Source organism: Aquibacillus kalidii, from assembly GCF_014280935.1.
GTDB classification, from domain to species: domain Bacteria; phylum Bacillota; class Bacilli; order Bacillales; family Amphibacillaceae; genus Aquibacillus_D; species Aquibacillus_D kalidii.
In genome coordinates this window covers 15,321-29,719 of the sequence record NZ_JACLZI010000037.1, presented here as the reverse complement: position 1 = coordinate 29,719, position 14,399 = coordinate 15,321, and the positions used below count along the sequence as shown (strand labels likewise).

15 protein-coding genes are annotated in these 14,399 nt (G+C 35.8%); 11 read left to right on the top strand and 4 right to left on the bottom strand.

The window, feature by feature from the left end; genetic code table 11:
* Positions 1–64: 64 nt before the first annotated feature.
* From H7K77_RS10205 to H7K77_RS10195, 3 genes are all read left to right on the top strand, one after another.
* Positions 65–1,135: an AbrB family transcriptional regulator gene (locus tag H7K77_RS10205; protein ID WP_186577738.1), complete on the top strand. Its 1,071-nt coding sequence runs from the start codon at positions 65–67 to the stop codon at positions 1,133–1,135.
* Positions 1,136–1,243: 108 nt separating this feature from the next.
* On the top strand, positions 1,244–1,447 hold the full coding sequence (locus H7K77_RS10200; protein ID WP_186577737.1) for a DUF6501 family protein: 204 nt from the start codon (positions 1,244–1,246) through the stop codon (positions 1,445–1,447).
* A 293-nt stretch (positions 1,448–1,740) separates the two neighbouring features.
* Positions 1,741–2,391, top strand: coding sequence for a histidine phosphatase family protein (locus H7K77_RS10195; protein WP_222599315.1), 651 nt, complete (start codon positions 1,741–1,743; stop codon positions 2,389–2,391).
* Between the two features lie 31 nt (positions 2,392–2,422).
* On the opposite strand, the gene H7K77_RS10190 is transcribed toward H7K77_RS10195, so the two are convergent.
* On the bottom strand, positions 2,423–3,613 hold the full coding sequence (locus H7K77_RS10190; RefSeq protein ID WP_186577736.1) for a M14 family metallopeptidase: 1,191 nt from the start codon (positions 3,611–3,613) through the stop codon (positions 2,423–2,425).
* Between the two features lie 229 nt (positions 3,614–3,842).
* Between H7K77_RS10190 and H7K77_RS10185 the strand changes: the two genes are divergently transcribed.
* The gene (locus H7K77_RS10185; protein ID WP_186577735.1) at positions 3,843–4,082 is read left to right on the top strand and encodes an indolepyruvate ferredoxin oxidoreductase subunit alpha; all 240 of its coding nucleotides are present in this window, start codon (positions 3,843–3,845) and stop codon (positions 4,080–4,082) included.
* A gap of 111 nt (positions 4,083–4,193) precedes the next feature.
* Here the strand turns inward: H7K77_RS10185 and H7K77_RS10180 are convergent, their stop codons facing one another.
* Positions 4,194–4,472 carry an acylphosphatase gene (locus H7K77_RS10180; RefSeq protein ID WP_186577734.1) on the bottom strand — a complete coding sequence of 93 codons (279 nt, stop codon included), beginning with the start codon at positions 4,470–4,472 and terminating at the stop codon, positions 4,194–4,196.
* A gap of 179 nt (positions 4,473–4,651) precedes the next feature.
* On the opposite strand from H7K77_RS10180, the gene H7K77_RS10175 reads away from it, so the two are divergent.
* The 7 genes from H7K77_RS10175 (at position 4,652) to H7K77_RS10145 (ending at position 12,393) form a co-directional block, all read left to right on the top strand.
* On the top strand, positions 4,652–5,581 hold the full coding sequence (locus H7K77_RS10175; RefSeq protein ID WP_186577733.1) for a peptidase U32 family protein: 930 nt from the start codon (positions 4,652–4,654) through the stop codon (positions 5,579–5,581).
* Positions 5,582–5,599: 18 nt separating this feature from the next.
* Positions 5,600–6,817: a peptidase U32 family protein gene (locus H7K77_RS10170; protein WP_222599314.1), complete on the top strand. Its 1,218-nt coding sequence runs from the start codon at positions 5,600–5,602 to the stop codon at positions 6,815–6,817.
* A 122-nt stretch (positions 6,818–6,939) separates the two neighbouring features.
* Positions 6,940–8,472, top strand: coding sequence for an FAD-dependent oxidoreductase (locus tag H7K77_RS10165; RefSeq protein WP_186577731.1), 1,533 nt, complete (start codon positions 6,940–6,942; stop codon positions 8,470–8,472).
* Between the two features lie 15 nt (positions 8,473–8,487).
* The gene (locus H7K77_RS10160) at positions 8,488–9,249 is read left to right on the top strand and encodes an alpha/beta fold hydrolase (RefSeq protein WP_186577730.1); all 762 of its coding nucleotides are present in this window, start codon (positions 8,488–8,490) and stop codon (positions 9,247–9,249) included.
* A gap of 157 nt (positions 9,250–9,406) precedes the next feature.
* Positions 9,407–10,555, top strand: coding sequence for an NAD-dependent epimerase/dehydratase family protein (locus tag H7K77_RS10155; RefSeq protein WP_186577729.1), 1,149 nt, complete (start codon positions 9,407–9,409; stop codon positions 10,553–10,555).
* A gap of 17 nt (positions 10,556–10,572) precedes the next feature.
* Positions 10,573–11,730 (top strand): glycosyltransferase family 4 protein, encoded by a 1,158-nt coding sequence (locus tag H7K77_RS10150; protein WP_186577728.1) that lies wholly within the window; start codon positions 10,573–10,575, stop codon positions 11,728–11,730.
* A 120-nt stretch (positions 11,731–11,850) separates the two neighbouring features.
* Positions 11,851–12,393 (top strand): GNAT family N-acetyltransferase, encoded by a 543-nt coding sequence (locus tag H7K77_RS10145; RefSeq protein ID WP_186577727.1) that lies wholly within the window; start codon positions 11,851–11,853, stop codon positions 12,391–12,393.
* A 56-nt stretch (positions 12,394–12,449) separates the two neighbouring features.
* Here the strand turns inward: H7K77_RS10145 and H7K77_RS10140 are convergent, their stop codons facing one another.
* Both H7K77_RS10140 and H7K77_RS10135 read right to left on the bottom strand, forming a co-directional pair.
* Positions 12,450–12,923: a DinB family protein gene (locus H7K77_RS10140; RefSeq protein ID WP_186577726.1), complete on the bottom strand. Its 474-nt coding sequence runs from the start codon at positions 12,921–12,923 to the stop codon at positions 12,450–12,452.
* Positions 12,924–13,032: 109 nt separating this feature from the next.
* Positions 13,033–14,163 (bottom strand): CAP domain-containing protein, encoded by a 1,131-nt coding sequence (locus H7K77_RS10135; protein ID WP_186577725.1) that lies wholly within the window; start codon positions 14,161–14,163, stop codon positions 13,033–13,035.
* Positions 14,164–14,399: the final 236 nt, after the last annotated feature.

Genomic DNA, 14,399 nt, shown 5'->3' with positions numbered 1-14,399 from the left:
GTTTAGGTATCAGTTGTTTTTTTGCTAAAATATAGGAGTAACTTATGTAGGGAGAAGGAAGTATATGAAGACAGGCTATTTATCTAGGGTATTATTCACTTACGTAGTAGGGTTGATCGGCGCAAGTCTATTCGTCTATTTACATTTGCCCTTACCATGGATCTTAGGTCCATTATTGTCAATACTACTTATGAAAAGTTTATCACCCGTTGATGCTGAATCATCAAGTCCACTGAGAAAGGTAAGCTTTACCATTACAGGGATTCAGATTGGTGCAACATTTACTGCTACAACCATTGATCAGGTTCTCCCTTATTTTATTCCGTACACCATACTTACCCTACTTCTGATCACCATTAGCCTTGTAAATGCATATTGGCTAACCAAATGGATTCCGATCGATCCAACAACTAGTATGTTGGGTAGTGTACCAGGTGGACTGTCTGTTATTGTTGCATTAAGTGATTCTTTAAAAGGAAATACTGCACTTGTAGCCATTTTTCATACGATTCGGTTAATGTCTGTCTTATTTTTAGTCCCCTTTGTTGTAACGCATTTATTTTCAGGAAATGATGGAGTGACAAACTATATCGATACGACGACCACAGTACAAGGACCGTTATGGACTATTTTACTTCTTTTTTTATTTTTTATAATCGCCCTGTTAGTCGAACATAAAGTGCCTGCTTCTTTAGTAATTGTTCCTATGCTGTTGGTTGCTTTTTTTCAAATAAACTCCATAGAACTTTATCATTTACCAGAAGCACTATATCTGTTTGCCCAGTTAACGATTGGGATACACTTAGGTACAACCATCTCAATCAGAGATTTAATTAAAGCAGGGAAATATTGTGTTTATTATTTAGGATTAACCGTTTTATTAATTGGTATTTCTTTCGGATTTGGATACCTGTTTAGTTTGCACACCAACATGGACCTAGCTACTGCAATACTTAGCTTTGCACCAGGAGGATTGATAGAGATGGCTTTAACTGCCCATTCCGTGAAAGGGGATCCATCTGTTGTAGGATCTTTACAAATGATACGAATGTTAACGATCGTTGTAGTCTTGCCGTTATTATTGAAAACCCTATTACCGAAATTGATAAGAGAAAAAAACACAAGTAAATCATAATAATATTATGTAAACTTCATTTGGATTTAATTGCTCAATTAAGTTTGCAAAGTTAAAAATAATCGTTATGATAGTATCATACAGTAAAAGACACAAAGGAGATTTACAATGATTCATAAAACATGGGAAGACAACCAAACAATTAAAAAAATAAAATGTGTTCGTACAAACGCTAAAAAATTCGTAGTAGACTCTGTACTAACTGCAGGTAAAGTCTATGACGTTAAAAATGAAACAGAAGAATTTTATTTCATTATCGATAATACAGAACGTATTGCAGGGTTTAAAAAGGAATATTTTGAAGAAGTTTAAAACTAGGAATAGACCTAGTTTTTTTATGCACTTTTACAACTATTGTTGTTTTTCTTATATTATAGACTTTGCAGGTTAACATCCATTGAGTGCAATACCAACGCTGCGGAAAAACCCTCGATTTAAATAGTATTCTTGAGATAAAACAGACAGGGCCTTTAGGAGGTCCTGTCTGTTTTATCTCAAGTGAACGGTTTATCAATGTTTTCTGATTCTGTATTCCTTATAAGTAAAATAGATAAAATTATCTTTAATGAATTTTAAGAATATTTTCATCAAAAGGGGAGAGAATGATGGAGGTAAATAGAGATAATGTAAAAGTTTACCTTGTCTTCTATCTCATTTTCCATAATAATGAAGATAACCCTTTTCTAGGAGATGATGTAGTGAAAAGACTATTTTTGGTTCGACATTGTAATGCAGAAGGACAGCACAAGGATTCCCCGTTAACAAAAGACGGCGTCAGGCAAGCTATGAAGCTAGCCAATTTCCTTGAACAATCAAGTTACACTTTTGATCGAATTATAACTAGTCCCTATCTTCGTGCAATTGAAAGTATTAAACCTTTTGCAGAAAGAGCTAATCTAACTATACAAGTGGATCAGAGACTACATGAAAGGGTATTGAGTCAAGAACCAATAGATGATTGGATGGACGTTTTGGAACAGTCTTTCTCAGACTTTGATTTTGCTCTTCCAGGAGGAGAATCTTCCAATGATGCTTTGTCTAGATCTATTCAAGTGGTGAATGAAGTAAAACATGATGACAGCAGTGAAAATATAATCATTGTTACACATGGAAACCTACTTGCCATTTTATTAAAAGAATTTCAGGCTGATTTTGGTTTTAGTCATTGGAAGGAGTTCACAAATCCTGATCTTTTCCTAGCACAAAGAATCGGTGGGGAATATGTAGTAGAAAGATTATGGAATAGTGAACGGTAACCTTTTTCAAGGCTACCGTTTTAAAAAATGGTTACATATATAAAGATGCGAGCAAAATGGGGCGTGCTGCACGATAAATTTCATTGAATTGACTAAGTGGTAACGGGTTATTTCCACTTCCTAATTCAATAGTATAACCAGGACGCTCCCATTCCTGGATAAACCAATCTTTATATCCTGCGTAGCTATCAACAGATTTAATTGGTTGGTATCCACTTACATTTGCATATTCACGAACAATTGCTTCAGCAAGTGGTGGTTCTTGATTTTCAAACCCCCAATAAATGACTCGACCTTGAGTATGAAAAGCATTCACACTGTAAAAGTCCCTCTGATAAGTTAAATCAGCCATTGCTTGTGCTTCTGGTTCAGATAAAGGGTAAGGTCCAGGATAATCACGGGGAGCTGGTTCCTGTTCTTTTCTTTCTTTTTCAATTTCCCATCTTGCGGGGAATTGATTATTCAGATCGACTCCTCGAATGTTTGCTTTCCAATTGGAGAAATCCGTACTTCCATTATTAATCTCTAATACATTACTACGATATGGTTCCGCTTGTGGTGGTCCATTTAAAACTAAATTCACTCCGTCTGGATTCACCATTGGAACAGATGAAAGCATGGTACTTTGATATAATTGATTTAAATCAATATTGGCCATAGATCCACTGTTCGTTAGACCTAATAGGTAATCATTTAAAAATTTCATTATAATCGGAGTCGTAATCCATTCATTCGCATGGAAAGACCCATTTACATGAACCCGTTTACTCCCATTTCCAATTCTTAATTCATCAATCCGTTTCCCCATAACTGAATTACCTACTGATTCCTGGATAATAAAAGGATAGATAGCGATTAGTTCACGAATATCTTCACGAAGCTTATTATAGTCGTATTTCTCTTTCCCGTTTACAACACGCCAAGTTACCCGTGTAGGTAAATTAATTGATTGCCCTACCTGCAAGGTTTGAGGGTTAACAGTAGGGTTTGCTAAAGTAAGAGCATCAGGTTGCAAATTATTTCTCCTAGCGATGGACCAAAATGTATCACCACGTTTAATTTTGTAATCAGAAAGAACAAAACCGGGAATATGAATGCGCTGTCCAACCATTAGTTGATCTTGATTAATACCACGATTAGAATCAATCAATAATTGAATTGGAACTTGAAATAGCTGATTATAGAACCATAAAGAGTCCCCCTGCCGAACTGTAACCTGCATAAAACCCCTCCTATATTTTCAGTTACAACCTATTGTATGAAAGAAGGGCCCATAAAGTTAACTGATGTGGATTTTTGACTTTTATAAAAGAGAAAACAACATATAATATAAAAGATTTCACAAAAAACCCTTTTAACAAATGGAATTTATAGTCTATAATGTTAATTGATGTACTTTTTACATGTTACTATCATAACTTATAGTTAGTTTAATAAAGGAGGAGTTAAACTTGGCGTTTGTAATTACATCACCTTGTAAAGTAGAAAAAGCAGGCGAATGCGTAGAAGTTTGTCCTGTAGATTGTATAGAAGAAGGAAAAGATATGTTCTATATAGATCCTGATATTTGCATCGATTGTGGTGCTTGTGAAGCAGTTTGTCCTGTAGAAGCAATCTACATGGAAGATGAAGTGCCTGACAATGAGCATGAATATATCGCATTAAACCGTAAATTCTTTCAAGAAAATTAATTGTCTTAGGACCAGTATTAGAAAGCCGCTATAAATCTATAGCGGCTTTTTTCATGTAAATCGTAAAGGATATAAAAGAAAAACTAAGCCTGTGTTCAATATTATATATATCTAATACTTTATCTTAAAGGATGTATACCCAACTATGTCGTTGTAAGTTGTCATATCAATGTTTGACACCTTTATAAAACGAGAGGGACCTTGTTTTATACTTGCTATAAATTTTTCGAGATTTTCCGTAGTTCCCTCTGCCTCAACTTCTACATCACCGTTTGATAAATTTTTAACCCATCCTTTTATATTTAATGTACTAGCTAACTGCTGTGTCATTGCACGAAACCCTACAGATTGCACTCTACCACTAACAAATAAATGTACACGTTTTTTCATTTCATCACCTCATTTATGTCTCGTAAGTCTTTTAACCTAAACTGCAAGAATGTAAACATGTACATTCATTGTAGAACCTTTCTATACTTACTATTATCCTAATTGTGATATAAATCACTGACTTAATTCATTAATTTCATCATAATGACAGGTAGACTGTACATTTTTGAGGTGAAAACATGGATACATCTTATCGTCCAGAATTAATAACAACAGCAAGGGACATGGAAGAATTAAAACAATTAGCAAATATAGGTGCAGATGCCTTAACGGTTGGACATCAGCACTATGGATTGCGTGTAGCAGGAGATTTTTCCTTATTTGATATAAAAGAGGCTGTCCAATTCCTACATGCCTCTAATAAAAAACTATATGTACTAACCAATGCTATTTTTCATAATGAGAGATTAGAAACACTACCAGCTTATTTGCAGGAATTAGACAAGCTCCAGGTAGATGGGATTATATGTGGGGACCCTTCGATTTTTCCTATTTTAAACGAAATGGATTTGAACCTATCTATACACTGGAATCCAGAAACCTTGTCAACTAATTATGAAACCCTAAACTATTGGCACAGTAAGGGGATATCGCGTGCTGTTCTATCGAATGAATTATCGATAGAGGCGATAAAGGAGATAAAAAATAAGTTATCAATACCAGTTGAAATCCAAGTTCATGGGATGACTTGTATTTTTCAATCGAAACGTAAATTAGTATCGAACTATTATAATTATATTGGAGATAGTTCTGGGGTGGATGGAAAACAACTTCATTTAAAACAATTTAAAGAAGCAGATAGCCACTATCCGATTTTCGAAGACTGTAACGGAACACATATAATGAGTAATGAAGACTTGTGTATGATGGAATTCCTACAGGATATCTTCCTAGCTGAAATAGATTGTGTAAGGATCAATGGTATGTATAAGTCTAGAGATTATCAAGAAAAAATAGTCTCTTTGTATCGTACTGCGATAGATACATGGATTAGTGATCAAGATAAATTTAATCAATTAACAGAAACGTGGAAACATCAGATTATCCAAATACAGCCTGATGAAAGAAAACTTGATACAGGATTTTATTATAAAGAACAGATTTATTAAATTGGGGTGGAGAGAAAATTGAATAAGAAACCAGAATTACTAGCACCTGCAGGCAACTTAGAAAAATTAAAATTTGCTATCCATTATGGGGCAGATGCTGTCTACATTGGTGGAAAACAATTTGGTTTACGGTCTAAAGCGGGAAACTTTTCTTTCGAAGATATGAGAGAAGGAGTAGAGTTTGCCAATAAATATGGTGCCAAGGTATATGTAGCAGCAAATATCATCGCACATAATGAGAACTTAGAAGGTGCGAAGGAATACTTCAAAAACCTTTATGAGATAGGAATAGCTGCAGTTATAGTAGCAGATCCTGCATTAGTACAAGCTTGTCGTGAAGCAGCTCCAAATTTGGAAGTTCATATTAGCACACAGGCCTCTATCGTTAACTGGCGTACGGTACAATTTTGGAAAGAGGAAGGAATACCTCGAGTAGTACTTGCGCGGGAAGTTTCGATGGAAGAAATAAAAGAGATAAAAGAAAAAGTCGATATTGAGCTAGAAACATTTGTCCATGGTGCAATGTGTATTTCCTACTCTGGTAGGTGTGTCCTATCTAACCATATGACAGCACGTGACGCCAATCGAGGGGGATGTGCCCAATCCTGCCGTTGGAAATATGATTTATTTGAAGATGGATTAGATGGGGCGGTTGCTGTAACGGAAGCTGCTGAAGAAACGTACACGATGAGTTCTAAGGATTTGAGCATGGTTGAGCATATGCCAGACTTAATCGAATCAGGAGTAGATAGCTTAAAAATTGAAGGAAGAATGAAAAGCATCCATTATGTAGCGACTGTTGTGAACGTGTATCGCAAAATAATCGACACCTATTATGAAGATCCGCAGAACTATCAATTAAAGCAAGAATGGGTTGATGAAATTTGGAAGGCTGCTCAACGATCGTTGACTACTGCTTTTTATTATGAAGAGCCAACGGAACAAGCACAATTATTTGGAAAACCAGATAAAATACCAAAGTACGATTTTGCTGGATTGGTGTTAGATTATGACGAATCAACACAAATAGCTACGATTCAACAAAGAAACTCCTTCTCTATCGGGGATGAAATTGAATTTTTTGGTCCAAATTTTTATCATTTTAAGCAAAAAATAACAGACATATGGGATGAGAAAGGCCAAGCTATTGAAATGGCAAAACACCCGATGATGATTGTTAAAATCAAGGTTGAACAACCTGTAAAGTATTACGATATGATGAGAAAAAATAAATAAACGATTGATTAACTCCTATAAAGCACTATTATAGGAGTTTTTTTTATGTGTGAAATACATGATATAGGTTTATTTTGAAAACAATAAAGAAAATAACTGCAATTCCTAGAGGAGGAAACACAATGACCGAAGAAAATAACTACCACATGCCTGAAACACCAGAACCATATTGGAGAGAGTCTGTTTCATTTCCGTCATTTCCTAAGCTGGAAGAAGATATAACGGTTGATGTTGGTATTGTCGGCGGTGGGATTACTGGAATCACTACTGCTTATCTATTGTCTAAGAAAGGGTATAAAGTTGCCTTGATCGAAGCTGGTAAGCTATTGAATGGAACAACAGGTCACACTACTGCAAAGGTCACTGCACAACATGGATTAATATATGATGAACTCATCCAACATTTAGGAGAAGATAAAGCTAGATTATACTATGAAGCTGCGATGGAAGCAAAACAATTTATTAAAGATACGATTGAGGAAAAAAACATCGCTTGTGACTGGTCATCTGAAGATGCATTTGTTTATACGAATTCGGACAAGTATGTTTCCAAAATAGATAAGGAAATGGAAGCATATGAAAAACTAGATATAAAGGGAGGAATTGTGGACGATATACCTTTCAACATTCCAATTAAAAAAGCAATTAAGATGGACGACCAAGCTCAATTCCACCCATTAAAATATTTGAAGCCATTAGTGGATTCGATTATAGAGAACGACGGGTTAATATATGAAAATACAACGGCGTCTAGCGTTGATAGTGGTGATCATCCGATTATATTAACGAGTAATAGTCACCATATTGTCTGTAAGCGTGTTGTGCAAGCTTCTCATTTTCCGTTTCACGGTGGGGAGGGGTATTATTTTGCAAGAATGTATCCTAGCAGATCGTATATTGTCGGGGTTACCTCAAAAGAATCCTATCCAGGTGGAATGTATATTAGTGCAGAAAAACCTACTCGCTCTATTAGGTCCACTACTGTGGATGGAGAAGAACTCTGGTTAATAGGAGGAGATGGTCATCGAACAGGCGAAGGAAAACCTACCTTAGAACACTATCAAGCACTAGAACAATTCGCTGAAACGACATTTGGTATGGATGAGTATAAATATCGTTGGTCCGCTCAAGATCTTACCACACTTGATAAAGTACCTTATATTGGCCAAGTTACGGACGATCAACCAGAGATTTTAGTTGCTACTGGTTACAGAAAATGGGGAATGACAAACGGTACCGTTGCGGCTTTAGTTTTAACAGATATTATCACTGGGACCGACAACCGATTCATTGATTTATATAAGCCTAGTAGATTTCATGCTGACCCCGATTTGAAGAAGTTTAACAAATATAATGCTAAAGTAGCAAAACATTTGATTAAAGGAAAATTAGAATACACGTCAACAACAATTGAAGATGTTGGACAAGATGAGGCAAAGGTAATCCGGTTAAATGGGAACCGTGCTGGTGTTTATCGAGATAAGCATGGAGAAGTACATATCGTAGACACGACATGTACGCATATGGGATGTGAAGTAAATTGGAATAATGGAGATAGGACTTGGGATTGTCCATGTCACGGATCTAGGTTTGCTATTGATGGAGCCGTTGTAGAAGGACCAGCTAATAAACCTCTTAAAAAGTTAGAAGAATAGGACTTAGGAGGAGCTATGGAACATATTGAATTAGAAAATGGAAAAGTATATTATGATAAATTGGGTAGCGGAACCCCAATTATTTTTATTCATCCCCCCGGTCTTGGAAAAGCTGTATTTCGGCATCAATGGGAGCTAGCAGAGGACTATTGTGTGATATTTCCTGATTTTAGTGGTCATGGTGCTTCTACGTCTATACTAAATGGGCCTATCATTGATCAATATGTACAGGAGATTAAAGCTATTATCGAGGCTGAGGGTTTTCGGGAAGTAATTCTATGTGGCTATTCAGCAGGGGGGATGATTGCACAAGAATTCGCTATTTCTTACCCTTCAAAAATAAAAGCACTCATTTTGTCAGGTGGTTATCCAAAGGTTGATACACCTGGCTTATACTTTATGTATGTTGCAGGGATGTATTTGTTAAAAAAATCTCCGGACTATTTAGCTAGAATACTCGCTAAAAGTCATGCAAGAGGTAAAGAATTCCGTAAAGATCTTTACAATCATATAAGTAAAACGAATGTAAACCATTGGTATCAGTTTTATCAAGAAACATTGCATTATGATTGCTCGGATCGATTACAAGTGCTTCTCTCTCCAGTTCTGTGTATTTACGGTGAAAAAGCAATTTGGATTAATAAGCATAAAACCTATTACAGTTACTGTCCAACCAATAATATCGCCATTATAAAAAATGGATTACACCAAGTTCCTTCTAAAAATTCACATGCTTTTAATCAAATAATAGGAAACTTTCTTCAATCTCTGTTATAGACTATCTATGTAAGGTGAAATTTCATAGACCTTATATTAATTAAAAGTAAAATAAGCCTCAATTTTCAGTATAATCAATAGGTTTCATTTTTCAATGTTGATATTTTACTTTATAATGGTCTGTGAATTCTGATAGCAATTACATAGGAGGGGAAATATGAGAATTGTAGTAGCTGGGGGAGATGGATTTTGCGGATGGCCTACCGCCTTGTATTTATCAAAACAAGGTCACGAGGTATCCATTGTAGATAATTTGGTTAGAAGAAAAATTGATGAGGAGTTACATTCTAACTCTGTAACGCCTATTGCTAGTTTAGAGGAACGTGTACAAAAGTGGAAGGAGCTGACAGGTAAAGAAATAAAAACCTTTGTTGGTGACCTTAATCATTACGATTTTCTTCGTCAAGTATTTATACAAACAGAACCAGAAGCTTTCGTACATTTTGCTGAACAAAGATCTGCTCCATACTCCATGATTGATCGTGAACACGCTGTTTATACTCAATCAAACAATGTGTTAGGGAACCTAAACGTTCTATATGCTATTAAGGAGTACGCACCAGATTGTCATTTAATTAAGTTGGGAACAATGGGCGAATACGGAACCCCCAACATTGATATAGAAGAAGGATATATTGAGATCGAACATAACGGCAGAAAAGATACACTTCCGTATCCTAAACAACCCGGTTCTTTCTACCATCTTTCAAAGGTCCACGATAGCCATAACATCATGTTCGCTTGTAAGGTGTGGGGAATTAAGGCTACAGATTTAAATCAAGGGGTTGTTTATGGCCTACATACAAATGAAACAGAAATGGACCCCATTTTAAATAATCGTATAGACTATGATGGTGTATATGGTACTGCATTAAACCGCTTTTTAATACAAGCAGCTATTGGTCATGATTTAACTGTCTACGGTTCTGGATCACAAACACGAGCATTCTTAAACATAAAAGATACCGTGAGATGTGTAGAAATCGCTGCTAATAACCCAGCAGATAAAGGTGAATTCCGTGTCTTTAACCAATTTACAGAATACTTTACTGTACAAGAATTAGCAGACAAGGTGAAAGTAGTTGCTGATAAATTAGGTATTCAAGCAAATATCGCGCATTTAGAAAATCCTCGCGTTGAAACAGAAGAGCATTATTATCATGCTGTGAATACGAAACTTCGTGATTTAGGTTTAGAGCCAAACTTATTAACCGATAATGTACTTGAAAACATTTTAGAAACGGTTATTAAGTATAAGGACAGAGTAATAAAAGAGAACGTCTTACCATCTATTTCTTGGAAATAGTAAAGGAGCATTTAGTTTTGAAAATTGCAATAGTGACTGAAACATTCTTACCTTCAACAGACGGGGTCGTTACTAGATTAACGGAAGCAATTAAGCATATGCGTAAACAAAATCATGAAGTAGTTGTGATTGCACCTGATCTTGGTGTGAAGGAATACGAAGGAGCAATCGTAGAAGGGGTAAAGGCAACTACATTACCTTTTTATCGCTACAAGAAATTTTCACTGCCGCAACGGAAGGTTAAGAAAATTTTACAGAAATATGATCCAGATCTCGTTCATGTCGTTAACCCAGCTATTCTTGGTATTGCTGGTGTTCATTATGCAGAAAAACTGGGTTTCCCACTGGTAGCATCCTATCATACACACGTACCAAAGTATTTTGACTACTATAATTTAAAGCCGTTAATTCCTTTATGTTGGAAGTATTTTCGATCACTTCATAACAAAGCAGATGTGAATTTATGTACTTCCCAGGCCGTAAAAAACGAATTAGTAGAAAAAGATTTCTTCAATGTTCATCTTTGGAAACGTGGAGTTGATATCAAGAAATATCATCCAAACAAATATAGCAACGATATGCGTCAGGCTTTGACCAATCATCATCAACCAGGTAAAAAGTTATTATTATTTGTAGGACGCCTGGCTGCTGAGAAAGAGATTCATAAGTTGAAGCCACTACTAGAAAAAAGAAATGATGTATGTTTAGCTATTGTTGGGGATGGACCAGCTAGAGACGATTTAGAAAAAACGTTTGAAGGTACAAATACGGTCTTTACTGGTTTCTTACATGGGGATGAGCTAGGTCAAGCATTTGCTTCAGCTGATGCTTTAGTGTTTCCATCTGTCACAGAAACATTAGGACTAGTCATTTTAGAAGCTATGGCAGCGGGACTACCAGTTATTGCAGCCAAAAGTGGACCTACAATGGAACAAGTAGAAGACGGGAAAACGGGTCTGTTGTTTGAGAATGAAAATATAGATAGCTTAATTAATGCCGTTAATCAACTAGACAATCAATTGCTTCATCAATCATTAAAAGAAAATGCGAGAAAAGAAGCGGAGAAGTTTAGTTGGACGGGACCATCGGAACAATTACTCGATTTCTATGAGAAGACTTTGAGAATGAACAATGTTACTAGTTACAAAGCAGTACAAGAACAAGTGAATAATTAGATAGCCTTTCACAGCCTACATTTATTGATCTGAAAATAATGTAGGCTGTTTTCTTATGTATATTTTAGTATAGCTGATTAAGCTATACTAGAGAAAAAAGCCATAGTAGGAGAAGATAAAATGATAGTGGATGCAAAAGAATATAATGGTGAACAAATATGCTACACGGTTCGGAGCGCGTCAGAAGGAGACGCAAGACAATTATCTCAGATAAGGTTACAAATTGATGGAGAGACAGAGAATTTAGACAGGGTGAGAGGCGAGGAGTATTTAGATGAAGCGGCCTTTAAGCAACTCATTACGGATGATAATGTAGCTGAGCGAAATGTATTCTTAATAGCAGAGATAAATGGGGAAATTGTAGGCTTTTCAAGGTGTGAAGGAAGCCTCTTAAAGAGATATTCGCATCGAGTGGAGTTCGGAATTGCTGTATTAAAAGAATATTGGGGTTATGGGATAGGTACAACCCTTTTAAAACGATCAATTGATTGGGCAGATTCAAATGGAATAAAGAAAATCATGTTAAGTGTACTGGAGACTAACGAGAAAGCAATTAAAATCTATCAACAGCATGGCTTTGAGATTGAAGGGACACTGCGAAATGATAAGCTTCTTTCCGATGGGGAATTCTATAATACGCTAGTGATGGGAAGGATTCAATAATAGAAAAAACACGTCAGAAAGCTGTACATACTGTTTTCTGACGTGTTTTATATTCATTAATTTTGTTCTTGAGTTGGTCCCATAATTCCTGGAACTGGTAGACCAGCTTGACGAAGAAGGACGGTCATTTGTCCGCGATGATGGGTCTGATGATCAATCAAGGTACGTAGAATTTCGCCACGAGGCGCTAGCGTTCCATGTTGATCTACTTCTTCTAATAGCTGCTCATCTGTAAAATTATTTTCCACTTCTTGTTTGAATTTTTTTGTAACCTCTTTATAGGTATCAAGAATAGTACTAGCTTTGCTAGGAATGTCACTTGGGTCTGTCGAAATACCCAAATTTACACCAACTAATGAAGCAAAATAAATAGGTGCTGTAGCTATATGCCAACCTAGCCAACCTAGGGTACTATGCCCCTCAACAATAGATTGACCTAATTTGTCATCCGTAAGAGACTCAAGTACTTTAATTGTACCTTCACTAGCTCTTGTCCAATCTTTTACAAAATCATTAACATTACGATACATAATTATCCTCCTCGTATTTATATGTAGGAATAAGTTAAAGATATCAAATTATACTAGGATAGAAAAATAATATAGCCTGATAACAACATAATTATTCTATTTGCTATTATCATTTGGTTAAGAAATTTTCAGTATAAAATGGCTGAGATTCCTCGTTAAAAGCAACCCCGACAGCAAGCATTTCAAAATCTGGTTGTAATATATTTTCCCGGTGCCCAAGGGAGTTCATCAAACCTTCATGAGCAAAAATACTACTCGGTTGGCCTGTCGCTAAATTCTCTCCAGCCATTCTGTAGCTAATATTATCCTCTGTCATACGATCAAAAGGAGACTGTCCTTCCAAGTTTGTATGGCCGAAATAATTATTTACTGCCATATCGTCACTATGATCACGAGCAGTCTGTCTCACCTCATCTTCCCAGGATAGGACAGAAAGATTATGGTTCACTCTGGCTGCATTCGTAAGATCAAACAATTGATATTCAAACCCCTCTTTCAGAGAATCACTAGGAGGAGCAAAAAACTTCTTTTTTTGATTTTCCAAGTCGTTACTAATAAGTTGAATAGCTGTCACTGTGTTATTTTCATGCTTATCATAGAAGATGGTAACGTAAGTTTGATTGATTTGAAATAAGTCGTACTCTTGATTACTTTGGACCTGATAGTTAACAAATCCCTTACGGATAAATTCTAACGGTTCGTTTAATTGTTGTAGTACATCATTTCGTGTACTCTCAAAGCTAATTTCTTGTTTCGATTTAATCAAGTTCTGGTTGGTATATAATCCGACTACTTTATTTTGCTCATTATAGGAGACCATAAGAAAATTATGATAGTTTTCATGGTAGGCTACCCATTCAACCCCGTATTCATTTAAAGAAGACCTTTTAGGGGATCCAACTACCTGTTCTACTGCTGAACGATCATCACCTAGCTCGATATTATGTACAGAGAAGGATTGTTCAGTTGGGTTTTCCAATAAAGGTTTATCTGGGGTAGTTTCGTTTGGTTGTTTGCTTTCCTCTTTGTTTCCACCCACCTTGCTGATCAGTTGTTCGATACCTATATGTATATTTTCAATAGTACTAATAAACTTTGGGTTATCTTTTATTTGATTAACATCCGTTTTGATGTCTGAAACTACACCTTGAATCCCTGCTTCTTTGAATGTCTCTCCATAAAAATGCCAAAGCACACCCAAAACGATCACTAATAAGACTATATTTTTAATCTTCCTCACAAAAAAGGCACTCCCGTCTCACGGTATCTAATAACTCATTATTCTAGCAAGTATTATTATTGTAGACAACAAAAAGCTTTTTGAGAATGGAGTAGCATCATATTCTGTTATTTTCGTGAATTTTTAGTTCTTAGAAGCTTTTACTCGAAAAATTACTAAGTAATAAAACCTGAGAAAATGACAACCCCCTCATATTAAGCTATAATAGAAAAGTTCTAATCACCTTTCAAATAGTA

Bases quoted from the DNA above. Each gene is read 5' to 3' on its own strand.
- H7K77_RS10140 (WP_186577726.1), bottom strand. From the start codon at position 12,923: ATGTATCGTAATGTTAATGATTTTGTAAAAGATTGGACAAGAGCTAGT.
- H7K77_RS10175 (WP_186577733.1), top strand. From the start codon at position 4,652: ATGGATACATCTTATCGTCCAGAATTAATAACAACAGCAAGGGACATG.
- H7K77_RS10190 (WP_186577736.1), bottom strand. From the start codon at position 3,613: ATGCAGGTTACAGTTCGGCAGGGGGACTCTTTATGGTTCTATAATCAG.
- H7K77_RS10145 (WP_186577727.1), top strand. From the start codon at position 11,851: ATGATAGTGGATGCAAAAGAATATAATGGTGAACAAATATGCTACACG.
- H7K77_RS10200 (WP_186577737.1), top strand. From the start codon at position 1,244: ATGATTCATAAAACATGGGAAGACAACCAAACAATTAAAAAAATAAAA.
- H7K77_RS10180 (WP_186577734.1), bottom strand. From the start codon at position 4,472: ATGAAAAAACGTGTACATTTATTTGTTAGTGGTAGAGTGCAATCTGTA.
- H7K77_RS10165 (WP_186577731.1), top strand. From the start codon at position 6,940: ATGACCGAAGAAAATAACTACCACATGCCTGAAACACCAGAACCATAT.
- H7K77_RS10195 (WP_222599315.1), top strand. From the start codon at position 1,741: ATGGAGGTAAATAGAGATAATGTAAAAGTTTACCTTGTCTTCTATCTC.
- H7K77_RS10155 (WP_186577729.1), top strand. From the start codon at position 9,407: ATGAGAATTGTAGTAGCTGGGGGAGATGGATTTTGCGGATGGCCTACC.
- H7K77_RS10205 (WP_186577738.1), top strand. From the start codon at position 65: ATGAAGACAGGCTATTTATCTAGGGTATTATTCACTTACGTAGTAGGG.
- H7K77_RS10160 (WP_186577730.1), top strand. From the start codon at position 8,488: ATGGAACATATTGAATTAGAAAATGGAAAAGTATATTATGATAAATTG.